The organism is Streptomyces sp. NPDC055400 (assembly GCF_053644375.1).
This window is the reverse complement of sequence record NZ_JBSHLM010000005.1, coordinates 254,507-275,989: the sequence shown is the minus strand read 5'-3', so window position 1 is coordinate 275,989 and position 21,483 is coordinate 254,507. Positions and strand designations below refer to the sequence as shown.

Annotated in this window: 15 protein-coding genes and 1 riboswitch; of the genes, 9 read left to right on the top strand and 6 right to left on the bottom strand. The window is 72.0% G+C overall.

Translation table 11 applies throughout. The features are described from left to right. The first annotated feature begins 41 nt into the window (after positions 1 to 41). The 7 genes from ACWIGU_RS15395 to nhaA all read left to right on the top strand — a co-directional run bounded on the left by ACWIGU_RS15395 (position 42) and on the right by nhaA (position 9,861). Positions 42 to 1,403: an MFS transporter gene (locus tag ACWIGU_RS15395; RefSeq protein ID WP_454401047.1), complete on the top strand. Its 1,362-nt coding sequence runs from the start codon at positions 42 to 44 to the stop codon at positions 1,401 to 1,403. Beyond that, complete coding sequence (locus ACWIGU_RS15390; protein ID WP_454401045.1) at positions 1,400 to 3,073, top strand: thiamine pyrophosphate-dependent enzyme; 1,674 nt, start codon at positions 1,400 to 1,402, stop codon at positions 3,071 to 3,073. The genes ACWIGU_RS15395 and ACWIGU_RS15390 overlap by 4 nt, the downstream gene beginning before the upstream one ends. Then, entirely contained in the window at positions 3,066 to 4,493 is a 1,428-nt protein-coding gene (locus ACWIGU_RS15385) for an aminobutyraldehyde dehydrogenase (RefSeq protein WP_454401043.1), read from the top strand. The genes ACWIGU_RS15390 and ACWIGU_RS15385 overlap by 8 nt, the downstream gene beginning before the upstream one ends. A 439-nt stretch (positions 4,494 to 4,932) precedes the next feature. Further along, positions 4,933 to 5,649, top strand: a complete 717-nt coding sequence (locus ACWIGU_RS15380; RefSeq protein ID WP_454401041.1) for an HAD family hydrolase — start codon at positions 4,933 to 4,935, stop codon at positions 5,647 to 5,649. 59 nt (positions 5,650 to 5,708) lie between these two features. Continuing rightward, the gene (locus ACWIGU_RS15375; RefSeq protein ID WP_454401039.1) at positions 5,709 to 6,932 is read left to right on the top strand and encodes an acyl-CoA dehydrogenase family protein; all 1,224 of its coding nucleotides are present in this window, start codon (positions 5,709 to 5,711) and stop codon (positions 6,930 to 6,932) included. 144 nt (positions 6,933 to 7,076) lie between these two features. After that, a complete protein-coding gene (locus ACWIGU_RS15370; RefSeq protein ID WP_454401038.1) occupies positions 7,077 to 7,754 on the top strand; it encodes a TetR/AcrR family transcriptional regulator in 678 nt (225 codons plus the stop codon). A gap of 205 nt (positions 7,755 to 7,959) precedes the next feature. After that, complete coding sequence (gene nhaA, locus ACWIGU_RS15365) at positions 7,960 to 9,861, top strand: Na+/H+ antiporter NhaA (RefSeq protein ID WP_454401036.1); 1,902 nt, start codon at positions 7,960 to 7,962, stop codon at positions 9,859 to 9,861. Here the strand turns inward: nhaA and ACWIGU_RS15360 are convergent. The 5 genes from ACWIGU_RS15360 to ACWIGU_RS15340 form a co-directional block, all read right to left on the bottom strand. Beyond that, a complete protein-coding gene (locus ACWIGU_RS15360; RefSeq protein ID WP_454401034.1) occupies positions 9,855 to 11,018 on the bottom strand; it encodes an ADP-ribosylglycohydrolase family protein in 1,164 nt (387 codons plus the stop codon). The two genes, nhaA and ACWIGU_RS15360, sit on opposite strands and share 7 nt — an antisense overlap. Before the next feature lie 79 nt (positions 11,019 to 11,097). Beyond that, complete coding sequence (locus tag ACWIGU_RS15355) at positions 11,098 to 12,174, bottom strand: serine/threonine-protein kinase (protein WP_454401032.1); 1,077 nt, start codon at positions 12,172 to 12,174, stop codon at positions 11,098 to 11,100. 247 nt (positions 12,175 to 12,421) lie between these two features. Continuing rightward, positions 12,422 to 14,380, bottom strand: coding sequence for a potassium channel family protein (locus ACWIGU_RS15350; protein WP_454401030.1), 1,959 nt, complete (start codon positions 14,378 to 14,380; stop codon positions 12,422 to 12,424). An 85-nt stretch (positions 14,381 to 14,465) separates the two neighbouring features. After that, positions 14,466 to 15,311 carry a bifunctional hydroxymethylpyrimidine kinase/phosphomethylpyrimidine kinase gene (thiD, locus tag ACWIGU_RS15345; protein WP_454401029.1) on the bottom strand — a complete coding sequence of 282 codons (846 nt, stop codon included), beginning with the start codon at positions 15,309 to 15,311 and terminating at the stop codon, positions 14,466 to 14,468. After that, on the bottom strand, positions 15,308 to 16,747 hold the full coding sequence (locus ACWIGU_RS15340; RefSeq protein WP_454401027.1) for a purine-cytosine permease family protein: 1,440 nt from the start codon (positions 16,745 to 16,747) through the stop codon (positions 15,308 to 15,310). The genes thiD and ACWIGU_RS15340 overlap by 4 nt, the downstream gene beginning before the upstream one ends. Next, a riboswitch (TPP riboswitch) is annotated at positions 16,740 to 16,834 on the bottom strand. It overlaps the preceding gene by 8 nt. A 207-nt stretch (positions 16,835 to 17,041) precedes the next feature. Here ACWIGU_RS15340 and ACWIGU_RS15335 point away from each other — a divergent pair. Beyond that, complete coding sequence (locus ACWIGU_RS15335; protein ID WP_454401025.1) at positions 17,042 to 18,187, top strand: serine hydrolase domain-containing protein; 1,146 nt, start codon at positions 17,042 to 17,044, stop codon at positions 18,185 to 18,187. 61 nt (positions 18,188 to 18,248) lie between these two features. Here the strand turns inward: ACWIGU_RS15335 and ACWIGU_RS15330 are convergent, their stop codons facing one another. After that, on the bottom strand, positions 18,249 to 19,556 hold the full coding sequence (locus ACWIGU_RS15330; RefSeq protein WP_454401023.1) for an MFS transporter: 1,308 nt from the start codon (positions 19,554 to 19,556) through the stop codon (positions 18,249 to 18,251). A gap of 169 nt (positions 19,557 to 19,725) precedes the next feature. Here ACWIGU_RS15330 and ACWIGU_RS15325 point away from each other — a divergent pair, with 169 nt between their 5' ends. After that, complete coding sequence (locus ACWIGU_RS15325) at positions 19,726 to 21,474, top strand: IlvD/Edd family dehydratase (RefSeq protein WP_454401021.1); 1,749 nt, start codon at positions 19,726 to 19,728, stop codon at positions 21,472 to 21,474. Positions 21,475 to 21,483 lie beyond the last annotated feature (9 nt).

Below are 21,483 nucleotides of genomic sequence, written 5' to 3'. Positions count from 1 at the left end.
CCCCCCGACCGCCCAGCGGTCACCGTCCCCCGGGAGATTCCGTGAGCTCCAACAGCACGACGCCGCCAACAGGCCGCACCGTCGCCGGCACCGCCGACATCAAGCGCCTCCTGTCCGCCGCGTTCATCGGCACCGCCCTCGAGTGGTACGACTACTTCCTCTACGGCACCGCGGCCGCGCTCGTCTTCAACAAGCTGTTCTTCCCCTCGCTCGATGCCACGACGGCGACCATCGCCTCCTTCGTGACCTTCGCCGTCGGCTTCGCGGCCCGGCCCGTCGGCGCCGCGGTCTTCGGCCACATCGGCGACCGCTACGGACGCAAGGCCGCGCTGATCATCACGGTCGTCATGATGGGCGTCGCCACCGGCTGCATCGGCCTCCTCCCGTCGTACGACACCATCGGCATCTGGGCGCCCGTGCTGCTCGCCGTACTCCGCTTCGTGCAGGGCATCTCGGTCGGCGGGGAGTGGAGCGGCGCGATGCTCCTGACCCTGGAACACACGCCGAAGGAGAAGCACGGCAGCTACTCGGCGGTTCCCCAACTCGGCTCGCCCGTCGGTACGTTGCTCTCCAGCGGCGCCTTCGCCCTGGTCGGCCTGCTGCCCGACGACGCCTTCTACGCGTGGGGCTGGCGCATCCCGTTCCTCGCCGCCTTCGGTCTGCTCGTCTTCGCCCTCTACCTGCGCCTGCGCATCGAGGAGTCCCCGGTCTTCCGCGCCATGATCGAGGACGCCGAGAAGAACGGACCCGCGCCCGCTCCCCTCATCGAGGCCTTCCGCAAGACCTGGGGCCGCATGATCATCAGCGTGCTCGCGGCCTTCCTCGGCATCGGCGGCTTCTTCCTGCTGACCACCTTCATGATCTCGTACGGCACGGAACAGCTCGGCATCGCGAAGTCCGTGATGCTGAATGCCACGCTCCTTGCCGCCGTGGCCGAGATGGTCGTGATCTACATCGGCGGCCGGATCGCGGACCGCGTCGGCCCGTGGAAGGTGTGCGCCGTCGGCGGTGTGCTGTCCGTCCTGGTCGCCTTCCCGGTCTTCTGGCTCGTCGACACGGGACAGACCGCCCTCGTCGTCCTCGGTGTGACGCTCGGCGTCGCCGTCATCTCCATCCCGTACGCCACCATCGGCGCCGTCGTCACGGGCCTGTTCCCGGAGACCTTCCGCTACAGCGCCGTCGCCATGTCGTACAACCTCTCGGGTGTCCTCGGCGGCTTCGTCCCGCTCGTCGCCGCCTGGCTGACCGGCGTCACCGACGGCGCGTCCTGGGGCGTCGCCCTCCTCCTCGTCCTCATCGCCGCCTGCACCGCGGCCGGCTCCTTCCTGGCCGGCCCGCTGCTCGGCAGCCGGTCCGCCACCACGCCCGAGAACACCTCCGCACCTCAGAAGGCCACCGCATGACCCAGCACCACCCCGCCCGTCCCGGCGGCCAGGTCCTCATCGACCAGCTGTCCGCACACGGCGTCGAGACCGTCTACGGCGTGCCCGGCGAGAGCTACCTCGCCGCGCTCGACGCCCTGCACGACGCCCCCGTCCACCTGGTCGTGTGCCGCCACGAAGGCGGCGCCGCCTACATGGCCGAGGCCCACGGCAAGCTCACCGGGCGCCCCGGAGTCTGCTTCACGACCCGGGGTCCCGGTGCCACCAACGCGCTGGTCGCCCTGCACACCGCCTACCAGGACGCCACGCCGGTGGTTCTGTTCATCGGCCTGGTGCCGCGCGGGCACACCGACCGGGCCTCCTTCCAGGAACTCGACCTGCGCGGCACGTTCGGGGCGAGCGCCAAGCTCGTCGAGACCATCGACGACGCCGCGCGCATCCCCGAGTACGTCGCCCGCGCGTTCGCCGTCGCGAGCAGCGGCCGGCCGGGACCCGTGGTCCTGGGTCTGCCGGAGGACATGCTCACGGATGTCGTACGCGTCGCCGACGCCACCCCGCTGCCCGTCCCCGGCGGCGGCGTGAGTCCGGCCGAACTCGTCTCCCTGGAACGGCTGTTGACGACCGCCGAGCGGCCCCTCCTCTTCCTCGGTGGCGGCCGCTGGACCTCGGACGCCCGCGCCGCCGTACGGCACTGGGCCGAGGCGTGGTCCCTGCCCGTGGCGGTGGACTTCCGCTGCCAGGACCTCATCGACAACGAGTCCGAGGTATACGTCGGCCCGCTCGGCTTCGGTCGCGACGACGCGCTCGCTCAGCGGGTGCGCGAGGCCGACCTGCTGCTCGCCCTCGGGACCGCACCGGGTGACGTCGCGACCGACGGGTTCACGCTGCTTCCTGCCGACGGAACCGGACCCCGGCTCGTCCAGGTGTTGCCCGAACCGCAGCCGCCGGGCGCCCTGTACCCCGCCGAACTCACCCTGCTCGCCGCCCCCGAGGCCTTCGCGGACGCGGTACGCGCCCTGCGCCCCGGCAGCCCCGTGCCGTGGGCCGTGCGGACCAAGCAGGACAGGGCCGCACACCTGGCGTTCCGCACCCCGGTCCCGGAGGACGATCCGCTCGACCTGGCCACCGTCTTCGCCACGCTCGACGACCGGCTCCCCGCGGACGCCGTCATCACGTTCGGTGCCGGCAACCACGCCATCTGGGCGCAGCGCTTCCTCACCTACCACGACGACACCCGCCAACTCGCCCCGCGCAACGGGTCCATGGGCTACGGCATACCCGCCGCGGTGGCCGCCGCGATCCACGATCCGGAGCGCCGGGTCGTGTCCGTCGCGGGCGACGGCTGCTTCCTGATGAACGGTCAGGAGCTGGCCACCGCCGTGGCCGAGGGCGCCAAGCCGCTGATCATCGTGCTGAACAACGCCAAGTACGGCACCATCCGCCAGCACCAGGAGCAGGCCTACCCGGGGCGGGTCAGCGGCACAGGGCTCGGCAACCCCGACTTCGCCGCGTACGCCCGCGCCTTCGGCGCCCACGGCGAATCCGTCACTGTCACAGGCGAGTTCGGGCCCGCGCTCCAGCGGTCCCTCGACAGCGGCAAGGCCGCCCTCATCGAGCTGAAGGTGACCGACGGGCGTCTCGCCCCGGGTGTCACCGTCGCCTCCCTGCGCACGGAGAGCTGCCATGTCTGACCTGACCCTGCACAACATCGTCGACGGCCGCAGTACCGAGGTCGCCGACCGCATGGAGCTGACCGACCCCGCAACGGGAGAGGTCTACGGCACGGCGCCCCGCTCGTCCGCCACGCACGTGGACGCGGCCGTGGCCGCCGCACGGCGCGCCCTGCCCGCCTGGCGCCGGAGCACTCCGGCCCAGCGGCAGGAGGCACTCCTGCGCCTCGCCGACCTCGTGACCGCCCACGCGGACGAGCTGGTCGACGCGGAGGTGCGCAGCACCGGCAAGCCGCGTGAGACGACCCGCACCCTCGAGGTCGGCCGCGGCGCCGACCAGTTGCGCTTCTTCGCGGGCGCCGCCCGGGTCCTGGAGGGCGTTGCCGCCGGCGAGTACGCGCAGGGCCACACCTCGTACGTCCGCCGCGAGGCCGTGGGTGTCGTCGCCCAGGTCACGCCCTGGAACTATCCGCTGATGATGGCCGTGTGGAAGCTCGGCCCCGCGCTCGCCGCGGGCAACACGGTGGTCCTCAAGCCGTCCGACACCACCCCCTGGTCGACCGTGCTGCTCGGCGAACTCGCCGCGCGCGTCTTCCCGCCGGGCGTCGTCAACATCGTGTGCGGCGACCGGGACACCGGACGCGCGCTCGTCGCCCACCCGGACGTCGACATGGTGGCCATCACCGGCAGCACCCGGGCCGGCTCCGAGGTCATGGCCGAGGCCGCCCGCGAGGTCAAGAACGTCCACCTGGAGCTGGGCGGCAAGGCACCGGCAGTCGTCTTCGCCGACGTCGACCCCGTCCGCACGGCCCGCGCCCTCGCCGACGCCGCCTTCTTCAACGGCGGCCAGGACTGCACTGCCGTGACCCGGATCCTGGTCCAACGCCCGCTCCACGAAGCCCTGTTGACGGCCCTCGTCGACGCCGCGCGCGACACCCGGACCGGCTCACCGGACGAGGACGCCTTCTACGGTCCTCTCAACAGCGCCGCCCACGCCGCCCGCGTCGAGTCCGTCATCGCGGCGCTCCCCGTGCACGCCCACGTGGAGACCGGGGGCCGGCGCGTCGACCGCCCCGGCTACTTCTTCCCGCCCACCGTCATCTCCGGCGTCCGCCAGGACGACGACGTGGTGCAGGGCGAGATCTTCGGCCCCGTCGTCACCGTCCAGCCCTTCGACACCGAGGAGGAGGCTGTCGCCCTGGCCAACGGCGTCGACTTCGGCCTGGCGTCCAGCGTATGGACCGCAAATCTGGGCCGCGCCATGCGGCTGAGCGCCGAACTCGACTTCGGCTGCGTCTGGCTCAACTGCCACCAGGTGGTCCTCGCCGAGATGCCCCACGGCGGATACAAGCAGTCGGGCATCGGCAGCGACCTGAGCCGCTACGGCTTCGACGACTACACGCGGATCAAGCACGTCATGGCCGCGCACGGCACGCCCTGACACTCCGCGAACGACGCGCGCCCGGCCCGCTATGTGATCAGCGCGTTGGCCACGACGACGATCAGGCCGAGCAGCGCGTCGCCCACGCCGAGAAGCAGCGACCGGGCCCACGACCTGCCGCTGACACGGGCCGCCCTCAGACCTCAGCCGAAGAGCAGGGCGACGTCGAAACCGAGGGCGACGTACTCGGTCCCCGCGTAGTTCCACCAGCCGAGGCCCGCCCCGAAGAGCGTCACGAGCGTCGGCAATGGCAAGGGGCGGGTGGTCGGCTGTCCGGTCACTTTCGCCGGAGGGGCCGGTGGACCGGGGCGACACGCGTGGGATGTCCGGGTTTCGCGCATGCCCTGAGGCGGTCGACCACAGGGGCAGCCATTGAAGTTGAGTCCGGGTTCAGGTACGTTGCGAATGCTTCCCGAACCTGCGACCAGGAGGCTGTCTCTTGGGTACCCGAATCAGCGCCGTCCTCTTCGACTTCGGGGGAGTGCTGACCACCAGCGTGTTCAAGGCGTTCGAGGCCTTCGGCACCAAGCTCGGGGTGGATCCGCGGCTCCCGCTCCGGCTGCTCGCGAAGGACGAGCCCTCCGGCGCCCTCCTCGTGGAGCACGAGGAAGGCCGACTCGGCCAGCGTGACTTCGAGGACGGCTTCGCCGAGCGGCTGCGCGCACACGGAGCCGATGTACAGGGCCCCGGACTCCTGTCCCTGATGCAGACCGAACTGCGCCCCGACCAGGCGATGCTCGACCTCGTCGCCGAGCTGCGGAACGCGGGACACCGCGTGGGCCTGCTCTCCAACTCCCTGGGCGACGACTGCTACGCGGGCTTCGACCTCGGGTCCATGTTCGACGCCGTGGCCATCTCCGGTGAGATCGGCGTGCGCAAACCGTCCCGGCGGGCCTACGCCATCGCGTGTGAGCGGCTCGGCACCGAGCCCGCCCAGACCGTCATGGTCGACGACCTCGAACACAACATCGTCGCGGCACGACGTGCCGGCCTCGCGGGGATCGTCCACCGCCAAGCGGCCACGACCGCCGAGGAGTTGAGGGCCTTGCTCCACCTGGACGGTGCGACAGAGACGACACAGGCAGCGGCAGCACACGAAGCACTCGAAGCACAAGCAACACGGGCAGACGCGCAGCCCGATCCCCGGTCCCGCTAGCCGGCCGCGCCGCGCTGCTGCGCCGGTCCCTGAAATTCATCCCCCGTGAGGAGAACCACGTGTTCGAGCTGACCGACAGGGCCAAGGAGTACCAGGAGAAGCTGCTCACCTTCATGGACGAGCGGATCTACCCGGCCGAGTCCGTCTACGAGGCGCAGATGGCGGAGTCCGGCGATCCGCACTTCCATCCGCCCATCCTCGAAGAGCTCAAGGCGGACGCGAAGAAGCGCGGCCTGTGGAACCTCTTCCACCCGCACCCCGAGTGGGGCCCCGGCCTCACCAACCTCGAGTACGCCCCGCTCGCCGAAATCATGGGCCGCAGCGCGCACCTGGCCCCCGAGGCCACCAACTGCAACGCACCGGACACCGGCAACATGGAGGTGCTCACCCTCTTCGGCACCGACGAGCACAAGGAGAAGTGGCTCAAGCCGCTCCTCGACGGCGAGATAGCGTCCGCCTTCGCGATGACCGAGCCCGCCGTGGCGAGCTCCGACGCCACCAACATCCAGCTCCGCATGGAGCGGGACGGCGACGACTACGTCCTCAACGGCCGTAAGTGGTGGACCTCCAACGCCCTGCACAAGAACTGCAAGGTGCTCATCGTGATGGGCAAGACGGAGCCGGAAGCCGCGACGCACCGGCAGCAGAGCATGATGGTCGTGCCGATCGACACCCCCGGCGTCACCGTTGTGCGCAATCTCCCGGTCTTCGGGTACAAGGACCGCGAGGGGCACGCCGAGGTCGTCTTCGAGAACGTCCGCGTCCCGGTCACCGCCCTGCTCGCCGGAGAGGGCGACGGCTTCATGATCAGCCAGGCCCGGCTCGGCCCCGGCCGCATCCACCACTGCATGCGTGCCGTCGGCATGGCTGAGCGCGCCCTCGACCTGATGATCGACCGGGCCCAGGCACGTACGACCTTCGGCGAGCCCGTCGCGAACCGCGCCAATGTGCAGGACTGGATCGCCGAGTCCCGCATCGAGATCGACATGGTCCGGCTGCTCACCCTCAAGGCCGCGTACCTGATGGACACCGTGGGGAACCGGCACGCGCGCACCGAGATCGCCGCGATCAAGGTGGCCGCACCCGAGGTCGCGCTGAAGGTGGTCGACCGGGCCATCCAGGTGCACGGCGGAGGCGGCGTCTCCGACGACTTCCCGCTCGCCAGCATGTACGCGCATCTGCGCACCCTGCGCCTCGCCGACGGCCCCGACGAGGTCCACAAGCGCACCATCGCGATGCGTGAACTGCGCCGCCGGGAACCGCAGTGGGGCCGCACCCGCTGACCGCACGGCACCGGCGAACGGCCCTGCCGGGCCAAGGGGGAACGGAGGCGATCGGCGCACGCGGGTGTGCGAAGATCGCCTCCGTTCCCGTACCGGCGGGCACGCACGTGAGCAGCAGAAGCCAGCACAGGAAGGCCCCACGACATGACCACCCGCGGCCACCCAGCGGACGGGGAGGACATCCCCTCGCTCGCGGACACCTCCGCCCTGCGTGAACCCCCCGCCACCGCGCGCGGCGCCCGGACCCGCGCCGCGCTCGTGGCCGCGGCCCGCGTCGTGTTCGAACGCGACGGCTATCTGGACTCGCGCCTCACCGACATCACCGCCGAGGCCGCCTGCTCGACCGGCACCTTCTACACCTACTTCGCCGGCAAGGAGGAGATCTTCCAGGCCGTGCTCGAAGCCGCGCAGGACGACATGCTGCACCCGGGCATGCCGCGCCTCGGTCCTGAGGACAGCTCGCCCGTCGGCGTGATCGAGGCCAGCAACCGGGCCTACTTCGAGGCGTACAAGCGCAACGCGAAGCTCATGCTGATCCTCGACCAGGTCGCGGCCGGCGACTCCGGGTTCCGGGAAGTGCGCCGGCGCCGGAGCCGCGCGTTCGCCGACCGCAACGCGCGCGCCATCAAGGACCTCCAGGACCGCGGGCTCGCGGACCGCGGCCTCGACCCCCTCATGGCGGCGCGGGCGCTCTCGGGCATGGTGAGTCGCATGGCCTACTACGCGTACGGGCTCGGTGAGGAACACACGCTCGACGAGCTGGTCGAGACGTCCACCGCGCTCTGGGCCAACGCCCTCAAGCTCGACAGGAACGCCAGGTAGGGAACAGAAGGCGGATCCGCCGCGGCGTTCGGCTTCCCGGTTGCTGCCCGGACATGGTGTGGCCCCTCTTCCCTCACCCGCGCCGCGACACCCGTACGCCGTGTCGAATCGCACGGCGGCCGCGTGTCCACTACCGTCTCACCGCGCTCGGGCGCTCGCCCGAGCAGCCGCCGGCCAGGTCCGCGCGGGCCATCGAGAGACGGGAATGCCGCCGATGAGCTCGGGGTTCGACGGGCAGACAACCAGCGGCGAGGAGCTGCACACACCGCTGCGCGACTTCCTGCGCACCGAGACCGGCAGCGCCTCCGTGCTGCTCGTCGCCGCGCTCGCGGCACTGGCCTGGGTGAACATCGGACCCGGCACGTACGAGGAGTTCTGGGGGACGCACTTCTCCGTCCGTATCGGGTCCGCCGGGGTATCGCTCGACCTGCGGGAGTGGGTCAACAGCGGCCTGATGGCGTTCTTCTTCTTCGTCGTCGGCCTGGAGGCGCGGCGCGAGTTCGACATGGGGGAGCTCCGCGAACGCCGGCGCGTCACGCTGCCCCTCGTCGCGGGACTCAGCGGCATGGTCGTCCCCGTCGCCGTCTACCTGGCCGTCAACGCGGGGCAGAGCACCGCCCACGGCTGGGGCGCCGCGATGTCGACCGACACGGCCTTCGCCCTCGGCATGCTGGCGCTGCTCGGCAACCGGCTGCCCGGCGGGCTGCGCATCTTCATCCTGACCGTGGCCGTCGTCGACGACTTCGTGGCGCTGATCATCATCGCCGTCGCCTACAGCGGAGACATCGCCGTTCCCGCCCTGCTGGTGGCACTCGGCCTGTTCGGCGTGATCCTGCTGGTACGGGCCACCGGGACCCGGCTCGGCTGGGTGTATGTGGTCCTGGCCGCCGCGGCCTGGGTGGCGCTGCTGGAGTCGGGGGTGGACCCCGTCGTGATCGGCCTGGCCATGGGGCTGCTGACCTTCGCGTATCCGGCGAGCCGTACCGCGCTGGAGCGGGCGAGCGGCCTGTTCCGGCTCTTCCGCGAGCAGCCGACCCCCGAACTGGAGCGGTCGGTCCGCCGGGGCCTCGCGTCGGCCCTGTCCCCCAACGAGCGGCTGCAGCGCCTCTACCACCCGTGGACCAGCTATGTGATCGTGCCGCTGTTCGCCCTCGCCAACGCCGGCATCGAGCTCAGCGGCGGCGAACTGGCCCGCGCGTTCGCCTCGCCGGTCACCCTCGGCATCCTCTTCGGCTACGTCCTGGGCAAGCCGCTCGGCATCGTCGGCGCGTCCTGGCTGACGACCCGGCTCAGCCGCGGCCGGCTGCGCCCGTCCGTCGGCTGGGGCGCCACTGCGGCCGGGGGAACCATCGCAGGCGTCGGATTCACGGTGGCCCTGCTCATCGCCACCCTCGCGTTCGACGGCGACCGGCTGGCCGAGGCGAAGATCGGCATCCTCAGCGCGGTCGTCGGCGCGTTCCTGATGACCTGGCTGGTCTCCTGGGTCATCGGACTCCTGCCCCGCCCCACCCGGATGAGGGCTCTCCTCGGCACGGCCGAAGCCATCGTCGACCTGGCTGTGCCGGTCGACCCGGAGCGCGACCACGTGCGCGGACCGCGGCACGCGCCCGTGACGGTCGTCGAGTACGGCGACTTCGAGTGCCCCTATTGCGGACAGGCCGAATCCGTCGTGCGGGAACTCCTCGCCGGCTTCGGCGACATCCGCTACGTCTGGCGCCACCTGCCCCTGAACGATGTGCACCCGCACGCCCAGCTCGCCGCGGAGGCGGCCGAAGCGGCGGGGAAGCAGGGCGCGTACTGGGAGATGCACGACCTGCTGTTCACCCACCAGGACGCCCTGCGGGCCGCCGACCTCCTGAAGTACGCGGGTGAACTCGGTCTGGACACCGACAGGTTCCACAAGGATCTGCGGGCCCACAGCGGCGGGGGACGGGTTGCGGAGGACCTCGAGTCGGCCGACCTCAGCAGCGTCTCGGGCACCCCCACGTTCTTCGTCAACGGTCGGCGCCATCATGGGGCGTACGACATCGACGGGCTGTCGGCGTCGGTGCGCGCGGCGAAGGAGCGGGCGGTGCTGGCCGGCAGGCGCGGGTCGCGGCGTCAGTAGTTCCAGGGACGCTTCTCGCCGGGCCGGATCTCGGCCGCGATGTCGTCGCCGAGCCGGGCGACGGCGGTACGTCCCTCGATCTCCGTCAGCCACGGGTGCGGGAGGTGCACGTCACCGTGAAGCGCGCCGAGGATGTTGCCGCACACGGAGCCCGTGGAGTCGCTGTCGCCCGAGTGGTTGACCGAGAGCAGGAACGCGGCCTCGATCGGGGTGCGCGGCGGCTTCGGGTTGCACACCGTGCCCTCCTTGCCGACGTGGAAGGTCTGCGGACGGGTGCGGGCCATCGCCGCGTACACCCCGATGGCGAGGGCCTCCTCCGCGACCCATCCGGCGCCGAGCGTCTCGACCCTCTCCGGGGTCGCGTCGCCCGCCTCCTCGGCGAGCGCGACGGCCCGGCCCAGCGCGGCCGTGGTCTCCTCGTGGCCCCGGTAACCGGCGAGCAGCCGCAGGGTGCGCAGCACCGCGCCCTCCAGGGACTCGCCGTCGACGAGGTGGCTGATGAGGGCGGCGAACGCACCGGAGGCGAGGTAGCCGGTGGGGTGTCCGTGCGTGATCTGGGCGCACTGGGCGGCGAGTTCGAAGGACCGGCGGGCACCCAGGTCCGTCAGGCCGAAGGGCGCGGAGCGCATGACGGCGCCGCAGCCCTTGGAGTCCGGGTTCACCGGCCCCGGCTCACCGGTGGGCTTCCCGTACGGCTCGGGGGCGAAGCCCGCCTCGATGCCGCTCAGGCAGGCGTTGCCGGGGGCGCGGCGCGCGTACAGCCAGGGCTCGTGCCGCAGCCACCCGATGCGGTGGCGCAGGTCGTCGGCGGGCGGCGGACCGGGGTGGTTCTGCGTCTCCAGCCACCGAAGATACGCGTCGCGCACGATGTGCGCCTCCGCGCCGCCGATGCCGCGGTCCCGGGTGCGGCAGTACCCCCGCAGATGCCCCTCGGCGGTGAACAGGGTCATCTGGGTGTCGTCGCTGACCCGGCCCGTCACACCGTCGGCGTCGGGCACCAGGCCGGTGACCCCGGCCGGGCCGTGTGTGGCGCGGATCGCGTCGAGGGAGAGGAACTCGACGGGGTACCCGAGCGCGTCACCGATCGCGCCGCCGAGGAGACAACCGCGTACCCGGCTGCGGTGGACTGCGAGATCGGCCCAGGATCGGGTGTGCACGGTGAACTCCATGGTGGTCGGTCAGCAGACGGCGCACCCCATCGTCGCCGCAGTGTGCTCCGCCGGAACGGGAGCCCCGTCAGTGCGCGGAGGCGGCGGGCGACGGCGCGCCCGTGGGTGTGGTCGCGGCGCTGTCGTCGGGGGCGAACCACGCCATGCCGATCAGGAGGGACGCGACGAAGAGAGCGGCGGCGGCGATGGCCCCGATGGTTCTGGGTCTGCGTCTCGCCGCCGCCATGACGCCGCCGCGCCGGACCGCCCCGCGGTGTGACGTCCGGCCGGACGACGGCAGCTGATAGGTCGTGGAGGTGGTCCGGATCTCCGGGGCGGCGTGACGGTGCGGCACGGGCGCAGGGGCGGGGGTCACCGGAACGGGCTCCGGGAGGGGTTCGGGACGGCCCTGCCAGGCATCCGTACGGAACCAGTCCGTGACCTCCTGGGCCGTCGGCCGGTCCTCCGGCTGCTTGGCCAGCAGGCCGAGCAGATAGTTCTCGAACGACGGGGGCAGCCGGACGCCGAGCCGCCCCGGGGCCACGGGCGCGGCGTCCACGTGCTGGTAGAGCAGGCCGGTTGCCGTGTCGGCGCGGAACGGCGGGTTTCCGGTGAGGAGTTGATAGAGCACGCAGCCCAGCGAGTACACGTCGGACGGCGGGCCCGCGTTCTTGCCGAGGGCGCGCTCGGGCGCCAGATACAGGCCGGTGCCCACGATCTGCCCGGTGGTGGTGAGCCCGGCGGCGGGATCGTCCAGGAAGCGGGCGATGCCGAAGTCGCCCAGCTTGACCGTGCCGTCGGGGGTGAGCAGCAGATTGCCCGGCTTGATGTCCCGGTGCACCACGCCCTGGCGGTGGGCGGCCGCGAGACCGGCGGCCGCGCCGGTCGCGATGTCGGCCACGCGCTCCGGCGTCAGCCGCGCGCCGCCCGCCGTCTCGTGGGCCAGACTGCCGCCCTCGACGAGTTCCATGACGAGGTAGAAGCGTTGCTCCCACGAGCCGAAGTCGTAGACACCCACCACGTGCGGATGGCTGAGCGACGCCGAAGTCTGCGCCTCCATGCGGAATCTGGCCGCCGCGGACGGATCCGCGTCCTGCGCGAGGAGCAGCTTCACGGCCACGGGCCGGCCGAGCATCTCGTCCGTCGCCTGCCACACCTCACCCATACCGCCGCGGCCTATCGCCTTGTGCAACCGGTACCGATCCGCCAGCAACAACCTGCGCACCACCCTTGAGAGACAGCCCCGTCAAATTGGTTGCCACGGAACGTACTTCGCCCCGCGCGAGCGCGAGGACGAGCGGGAGGGGTGTGGCGGGATCAAGGATAAGGCGCGCGGAGAGCCGGTGATCACACTTCGCCGGGTGGCTCGTACAGAAGGCGAGAGGTGGTGATCACACCGGGCACTGTGCTTCCTAGGGGGCGCCTGCACGAGTACGGGCCAGGGGGCCGTGCCGCAGGAGTTCGGCCAGGCCCTGGCGCGTCGCGGCCAGCACCACGCGGTCCTCCGGGCGCAGCAGGTAACCGGGGTGAAGGTCCCACACGAGACCGGTGGGGCGGTCGGGGTCGTCGTCGGCGGGGGACGCGGCCAGGTCGGGGCGCCGCTCGCTCGGCGCCGTCGCGTCGAGCGCGATCACCCGCCAGGCACCGGCCCGGAACGAGTCGGCGACGGTCCGGCCGTCGAGCAGCGGATGTCCCGCCACATCGAGGGCGGCGAAGAGCAGCACGCTGCGCTCGACGGGGATGGCGCCTAGGATCTGGCGGCCCATCATGGCGCCCGCGAACGCGGGTGCGGCGAGCGTGGAGACGCTCCGGCTGCGGGTCAGGGCCCGGGGATGCGCGGAGCGGAGCGTGCGGTAGACGGCGGTCGCGAAACCGTCGTCGAACAGGCGCAGCGCCACCCGCAGATCGGGCTTGACCGACCGCGCGTGCAGCGCGGCCTCGAGGTTGGTGATGTCACTGCTGGTGAGGGCGAGAAGGGCGTGGGCGCGGTGCACCTTGGCGGCCTCCAGGACTCCTTCCTGGGTGACGTCGCCGATGACGGTCGGCACGCGCAGGCGGCGGGCGAGGGCGACGCCGCGGGCCTCGGGGTCCTCCTCCACGCAGACGACGGGGATGCCGAGTTCACGCAGTCGGGCCAGCACCCGGGTGCCGATCTTGCCGAGACCGAGGAGCACGACGTGACCCGACAGGCCGCGCGGCGGGCGGCGCAGGGCCGATGCCGTACGGAAGGTGCCGAGCGCTTCCAGGACCGCCGCGAGGAGTACGGGCAGAAGGAGCAGTCCGGCGAGCCCCGTGAGGAGTTGGAGGAGCTGACGGGCGAGCGGCTCCCCGATGGCCGGGTCGTCGATGGCGAACAGGTCGAGGAGCGTGAGGTATCCGGCGTGCAGCGGGTGGCCGCCGGTGGTGGCCCAGGAGGCGACGGCCAGGCCGAGGACGCTCGTGACGAGACCGGCGAGGGACCAGCGCAGCCGGCGCGAGAACAGCGAGCCGAGGGGCATACGGCGGCTGCTCGCACGGCCGTTGGGAGTGGCGACCGTGGGGGAGACGGCCTCCAGGACCACCGTGCCACGCCCGGTCGCGGCGGCGACCGTGCGTTCGTCGGGCAGCAGCAGCGGGCCCTCGGCGCCGCCCACGTCCGAACCCTCGGCGCCCGCCGGGTCGTTGGCGGTCGCGGACAGCAGGGCGAGGGTGCACAGGCCGGGGTCGGCGACCTCGCCCCGGCCCGGCGGGGTGCGCTCCACGGCGCGCAGCAGGAGCCCGTCGGCCTGGACGACCTTGCTGGTACCGGCGACGGCGGTGGCCGCGAGCGCCGGTGCGGCGGTGTCGGCGTCGGACAGGACGGTCGTCGTGGTGTCCAGTGCCTCGGGGTCGACGCCGGGGGCGGACAGCGCGGCGGCCTGGTCGAGGAGGTGTTCCAGGTGCTGGCCGAGCTTGCGGTTGTAGAGCCGGATGACCAGGCGCAGCTGGGGGTTGAGACGGCGGGCGGCCAGGGCGGCCCGGATGTTGGTCTCGTCGTCGCCGTGTACGAGGGCCAGCGCGGCGGCGTCGGCCACACCGGCCTCGGCCAGCGCCTCCTCGTCGAGTTCCGGCGCCTCCATGACCCGCGGCGGCGGAACGCTGTCGCCGGCCACGGTGGACACGGTACGGCTCATGACCGCCTGCATCCGCGAGAGCAGGGCGGCGGCCCGCGCCCGTCCGGCCGGACCGGCGCCCTGCCTGGTGACGCGTACGGAGGGCACCACGACGGTGACCCGCTCGCCGTATACGGCGCGCAGTTCGGCGGCGAGCCGCTCGGCGAGCGCGTCACCACCGCACACGATCATGTGGCCGGTCGGCGGGGCCTGTTGAGGCTGGCGGGGCAGGGTGGTCATGGCAACAGTCAAGTGGACGGGAGGGCGGGCACGCACGTCGGGCCCTGATTGTGTGCAGGTGGGCGTGTTGAGCGCACCACGTGCCCTAGTCCCGTCCCTCTGTGGCCACGGACCGGTCGCCCGGCAGGCGCCACCCGTGGTCCACCGGCCCGATGCCCGACCCCAGTGCGAACCCGGCGGCGATCGCCCCCGTGACGTACTCCTTCGCCAGCCGGACGGACTCCGGCACGGGCAGGCCGTGGGCGAGGCCCACGGCGACGGCCGACGCCAGGGTGCAACCCGTGCCGTGCGTGTGCCGGTTGTCGTGGCGGGGAGCGCGCAGCCAGTGCTCCTCCGTGCCGTCGGTGAGCAGGTCCACAGCCGCCCCGGGCAGGTGGCCGCCCTTGACGACCACCCAGCGCGGGCCGAACGACAGGAGCCGTGCCGCGGCCCGGCGCATGCCGTCGTCGTCCGTGACGGCGAGGCCGGTCAGCTGCGCCACCTCGTCCAGATTCGGCGTGGCCACCGTCGCGACCGGCAGCAGCTTCGTGCGTACGGCGTCCAGCGCGTCCTCGGCGAGCAGTGGATCGCCGTGCTTGGAGACGCTCACCGGGTCCACGACCACGGGGGCGTCCGTGCCGGCGAGCAGTTCGGCCACCGCCTCGACGAGGACCGGTGACGAGAGCATCCCGGTCTTGACCGCCTGGACGCCGATGTCGTCCACGACGCTGCGGTACTGCGTGCGCACCGCGTCGACGGGGAGTTCCCACGCTCCCTGGACCCCCAGGGAGTTCTGCGCGGTGACGGCCGTCAGGACGCTCATGCCGTGGGCGCCGAGCGCCAGCATCGTCTTGAGGTCGGCCTGGATCCCGGCGCCACCGCCCGAGTCCGATCCGGCGACGGTCAGGACGCGGGGCGGCGCGACGCGTCCGGTGCTCGCGGGCGCGGTCATGTGCGGGCCTCCTCGTGCGGTGCAGTCTGGGCGTCAGCGGTCGGGCGGCGCAGCCTCAGGGGCGCGTACACGACGAGCGCGGCGACGAAGGCCACGTAGTACGCGAGGTCGGCGCCGTGCAGGGACTTTGCGACCGGGCCCACGTACAGGCCGCTGTCCATGAACGGGACCGCGGCGGCGAAGGCGGCGACGAAGGCGAGGAGCCCGGGCCACCAGGGCTGCGGCCGGGCGGACTCGGCGGCCAGGTCGACCGGCGCGCCGCCCCGGGCCCTGGCGCGCGCGAACCAGTCGACGGCCACGACAGCGACGAAGCCGGGGATCCAGTAGCCGACGAACAGCAGCACGTTCTGGAACCGGGCCGTGGTGTCGGCGGCGTGCATCCACAGCACCAGCGGGAAGCCGAGCACCGCGGCGAGCGCCGCCGCGAGCGGCCGCGGGATCCGGATGCCTATGGTCTGCAGGGCCAGCGACCCGCTGTAGTCGTTCATGGCGTTGCTGCACAGGGCCGCCAGCGCCACGGCGAGCAGCCCGAAGGAGCCGAGAACGCCCCCGCCGAGCAGCTCGTCGACGCCGCGTGCGGTCTGGTCGGTGAAGACGGAGGCGCCCCACAGCCCCAGCGCCTGGACAGCGACGAAGGAAACGGTGACGCCGAGGAGCGTGAACCAGAACATGCGCTGACGGGATGTGGCCGCCGGCAGGTAACGGCTGAAGTCGCTGGCGTAGGGGGCCCAGGACAGGGACAGGCTGAGCGCGATCGTGCTGGTCAGGACGAACGCGCCGGCCCGGTCGGCGCCGTGCGCGGCTCCGTGGGTGACCGGGTGGACACCGTCGAGAAGCTTGACGGCGAGGACCACGAAGGCGGCGGCCAGCACGAAGGTCATCAGCTTCTGGAGCCGGTGGACGGCCTCGTAGCCGAGCACGCCCAGCGCGCCCTGCGCCAGCATCATCACGAGCACGCCGACCCAGAACGGCCAGCCGCACAGCCGGGCGAGCGCGTCACCGCCGAAGAGGCCGATCAGCGCGTCCCAGGCGACCGACGACAGCCACTGCAGGGCGCCGGGCACCGCGACGGCCCGGCCGAACGCGAGCCGCGCCAGCGGGAGCTGCCCCGCGCCGGTCGCGCTGCCCCACGTACCGAGATACGCGGTGGGCACGGCACCGACGAGGGTGCCGATGACGACGGCGGCCAGCGCGGTGCCGAAGTCCAGGCCGAGTGCGATGCCGACGGTGCCGGTGAAGACGCCGGTCATGGTCAGGTTCGGGGCGAACCACACGGTGAACAGGCGTCCGGCGCCGCCGTAGCGGTGGGTCTCGGGGACCGGCGCGATCCCGCGCGCCTCGACGCGCAGATCACCGGGCGCGGCGGGCATGCGCCCGTCGAAGACGGAGCGCGGTCCGGTGGTCCCGGTGCTGCTCGGGGCATGGGGCAACGACATTGGCTGACATCCCTCCGCCAGTGCTAACTGGTTCAGGTTCGACGGGTGTGATCTCAGCCCTCGTGCGGGGCACCCCGTGTCCGGTACGTCGGCAAGGGTAGCTTCCCTGTTCGAGGAGGCAACCCCGGGGGAGGGCGGCGTCCGCCGCGTGGACGGCGCGCACCCCGCCGCGCGTAATTCGTTCGAGGTGCGCGGCGCACCCCCGTACCGTGATCGATCCGAAGATCGCGGACGGCGCGGGCACACGTGACCGGCGGCTCCGCGACCGCAGGGACACGCGGAGGACGGGGAACGATGAAACAGCGTCACGGTGGGGCCGATGAACGGTTCGGGGCCGTCGCCGACGTGTTCGCGCGGAACTTCGCGGAGTTCCCCGAACTCGGCGCCACCGTCACGGTGTTCGCCGGCGGACGGAAGGTCGTCGACCTGTGGGGCGGCGTCGCGGACGAGCGGACCGGGCGCGCCTGGGAACAGGACACCGCCGTCCCCGTCTTCTCGGTCGCCAAGGGTCTGGTGAGCCTGAGCGCGCATCTCCTCGCCCAGGAGGGCCGGCTCGACCTCGACGCCCCGGTGAGCCGGTACTGGCCCGAGTTCGCGCAGCAGGGCAAGGAGGTCATTTCCTCGCGCATGGTGCTTGGGCACCGAGCAGGCGTCCCCGCCCTCGACCGGATGCTGTCCTTCGAGGAGATCGCCGAGTGGACGCCGGTGATCCGCGCGATCGAGGAGCAGAAGCCGCTGTGGGAGCCGGGCACCGCGTACGAGTATCACGGCCGTGTCTTCGGATTCCTTGTCGGCGAGGTGATCCGGCGCATCACGGGCCTCACGCCGGGCGCGTACGTCCGCCGAGCGGTCGGTGACCCACTCGGGCTGCGGGCCTGGATCGGTCTGCCCGCCGACGAGACGGAACGCGTGGCCCGGCTCGTCGAGGCCGAGGGGCGGCCCGGGATGCCCGGGCCCGAGCATCTGCTCACGCGCATCGTGACGATGAACGGCGCCCTGGTGTTCCCGGGCCTCGACGAGCCGCATGGCTGGAACGACCCCGCGCTGCACGCCATGGAACTCCCCGGGGCCGGCGCCGTCGGCTCAGCGAGCGGACTCGCCGGGCTCTACGCGGCGGCTGTCACCGGAATCGAGGGCCGCGAACGGCTGCTCACGGAGGCGACGGTGAGCGACGCGCTGCGCGAGCTGTCCTCCGGCGAGAGCTGGCTCGGTTTTGACGCCGGAGCGCGCTGGGGCTCGGGCTTCCTGCTCGACTCGCCGTCCTTCCGTCCGATGCTCGGTGACCGCAGCTTCGGCAACGACGGCGCCGGAGGCCAATTCGCCTTCGGTGACGACGAGTTCGGGGTCGGCTTCGCTTATGTGGCCAACCGCATGATCGGCCACGGAGACGCCCGCGCCAACCGTCTGATCACGGCTGTGCGCGAGTGCCTCGGGGCGTGACGCCGTCGCGGTGGGGGTGGGGAGCCCGTCGCCCCACCGCGTCCCGTCGCCTTCACCGCGTTCAGACCCTTGTGCGCCCCTGAGCCGTCGCCGACGTGTCGGGCGCGTGGGCGACCACGGGCCCGCCCTCGACGAGCCGCCGGATCCCCGGCGTGGCGACCGCCGCGATGGCCATGGCGGCGACCAGGAACCACAGCCCGCCCACGGCCGACCCCGTACGGTCGACGACCACGCCGATTCCCATCGGCCCGAAGCCGCCGCCCAGGTTGCCGACGGCGTTGATCACCGCGATGCCGGACGCCGCCTGAATACCCGTCAGGAAGCGTGAGGGGAGCGACCACAGCACCGGCTGCCCCGCGAAGATGCACATCGCCGCAAGGCTGATGAAGGCCATCTGCAGTACGTGGTTGCCGGTCAGGGCGCTGGCCGCGAGACCGAGGGCGCCGACGGCGGCGGTGCCCGCGATCCACGGATAGCGGGTGCCGCTGCGGTCGGCGAGCTTCGGCACGACGTACAGGCCGATGGCCACGAAGACGTACGGGATGGCGGTGATGAAGCCGGTGGCCGTCGTGGAGAGGCCGCCGAAGCCGTCGACGATCGTCGGCAGCCAGAAGCTCAGCCCGTAGGCGCCCAGCGGGAAGCACAGGTAGAAGAGCGACAGCAGGAGTACGCGCTTGTCGCGCAGCGCGCGCAGCGGACTGCCGTGTCCCCGCTCGCCCAACGCGTCGGCCTCGGCGGCGAGTTCACCGGCGATCCACGCCCGCTCCTCGGCCGCCAGCCAGCGTACGCCCTCGGGACCGTCGGGCAGGAGCCGCAGGGTGACGAAGCCGAGCACGATCGCCGGCAGGCCCGTCGCGATGAAGATCCACTGCCAGCCTTCGAGCCCGAACGTGCCGTCGAGGTCGTCGAGCGCGCCCATCACGGGGTTGCCGATGATGAAGGCGAGCGGCGCGGACATCATGAACCAGCCGGTCATGCGGGCCCGGTAGCGGTACGGGTACCACTTGGTGAGGTAGTAGAGGACTCCCGGGTAGAAGCCGGCCTCGGCTACGCCGAGCAGGAAGCGCGCGGCGTAGAACTGCCAGTCGTTGGTGACCAGCGCCGTCAGTACGGTCACCACGCCCCAGCTGAGCATGATGCGGGTGAACCAGCGGCGCGCGCCGAAGCGGTCGAGGTAGACGTTGCTGGGCACCTCGAAGATCGCGTAGGCGATGAAGAACGCCACCTGGCCGAAGGTGAACGCGGCGTTCGACAGGCCGAGTTGGTCCTGGAGCGTCAGCTTGGCGAAGCCGACGTTGGACCGGTCTATGTACGCCACCAGATACAGCAGCACCAGGAACGGCATCAGCCGCCAGGTCACCGTTTTCATGACTGTCGATTCCACGGCTCTCCCAGGTCGATCGTGCCGGATCCGCGTCGATCCTCTGGACACGCCGGGGACCGTATCGTGATTTGATAGCACCATTGAAGGGGTGCGTCGGACACGGCTTGATCACGGCCGCGGTCACGGCCCCGGCATCGCACCGGAAGGACCACACATGGCCGCGCTCGAACCCACGCCCGCCGACAGCGAGGTGCCGCTGCGCTCCCGCGCCTGGTTCGGCGACGGCGGCAAGAACGGCTTCATCTCCCGCCACCATCTGCGCGCGATGGGCCGCGGCGGCCACAACTTCGACGGCCGCCCGGTCATCGGCATCTGCAACACCTTCTCCGAACTGACGCCCTGTAACGGCCACCTCCAGCTCATCGCGGACGCCGTGAAGCGCGGCGTCCTCCAGGCCGGCGGCTTCCCCCTCGAATTCCCCGCCATGTCCCTGGGCGAGCCGTTCCTGCGTCCCACCTCGATGCTCTACCGCAACCTCGCCGCGATGGAGATCGAGGAGCAGATACGCGCCAACCCCCTCGACGCCGTCGTCCTGCTCACCGGCTGCGACAAGACCAGCCCCGCCGCCCTCATGGGCGCCGCGAGCGCCGGTGTCCCCGCGATCGTCTTCACCGGCGGCCCGATGCTCAACGGGCGCTTCCAGGGCCGTAATGTCGGCTCCGGCACGGACATCTGGCGCATGACCGAGGAACTGCGGGCCGGGACCATCACCCAGGAGGAGTTCACCGAGTTCGAGAGCTCCCTCAACCGCAGCGCCGGTCACTGCATGACGATGGGCACCGCCTCCACCATGGCGTGCCTGACCGAGGCCCTCGGCATGATGCTCCCCGGCGGCTCGGGCCTGCCCGCCGTCGACGCACGCCGCGGCACCCTCGCCGAGGAGACCGGCGCCCGCGCCGTCGTACTCGCCGGCAGCGACCTCACCCCGGGGCGCATCATGACGCGCGCCGCCTTCGAGAACGCCGTCCGGATCAACGCGGCCATCGGCGGCTCCACCAACGCCGTCGTCCACCTCCTCGCCATCGCGGGCCGCCTCGGCGTGCCGCTCGCCCTCGACGACTTCGACCGACTCGGCGCCGAACTCCCGCTGCTGATCGACCTGATGCCGTCGGGTCGCTTCCTCATGGAGGAGTTCGCGTACGCCGGCGGACTGCCCGCGCTCGTCAACGACCTGCGCGACCAGCTCCACCGCGACACGGTCACCGTCACCGGACGCGGCCTCGTCGACAACTGCGAGGGCGCGCAGGTCCACGACCGTGAGGTGATCCGCCCCATGGACCGCCCGGTGCAGCCCGCCGGCACCGGCACCGCCGTCCTGCGCGGCAACCTCGCCCCGAACGGCGCCGTCATCAAGCAGTCGGCCGCCGACCCGAAGCTGCTCAGCCACACCGGGCCCGCGCTCGTCTTCGACTCGCTGGAGGACTACCTCGCCGTCGCCGAGGACCCCGACCTGGACGTCACCGCCGACACCGTCCTCATCGTCCGCAACACCGGCCCCAAGGGCTACCCCGGCATGCCCGAGGTCGGCAACCTCCAGCTCCCGAAGAAGCTCCTGGACGCCGGAGTGCGCGACTTGGTCCGCATCTCCGACGCCCGCATGTCCGGCACCGCCTTCGGCACCTGCGTCCTGCACGTCGCGCCCGAGGCCGCGGTCGGCGGCCCGCTCGCCCTCGTACGCACCGGGGACGACGTACGCCTCGACGTGCCCGCGCGACGCCTCGACGTACTGGTCGAGGACACGGAACTGGAGCGACGCCGCACCGAGTGGCAGCCGCCGGCACCGCCCGCCGACCGCGGCTGGACCTACCTCTACACCCAGCACGTCACCCAGGCCGACACGGGCGTGGACCTCGACTTCCTGGTCGGCGCCAGCGACTCCGCCCCGCCCCGCCAGGCCTTCTGAGGACCCGTC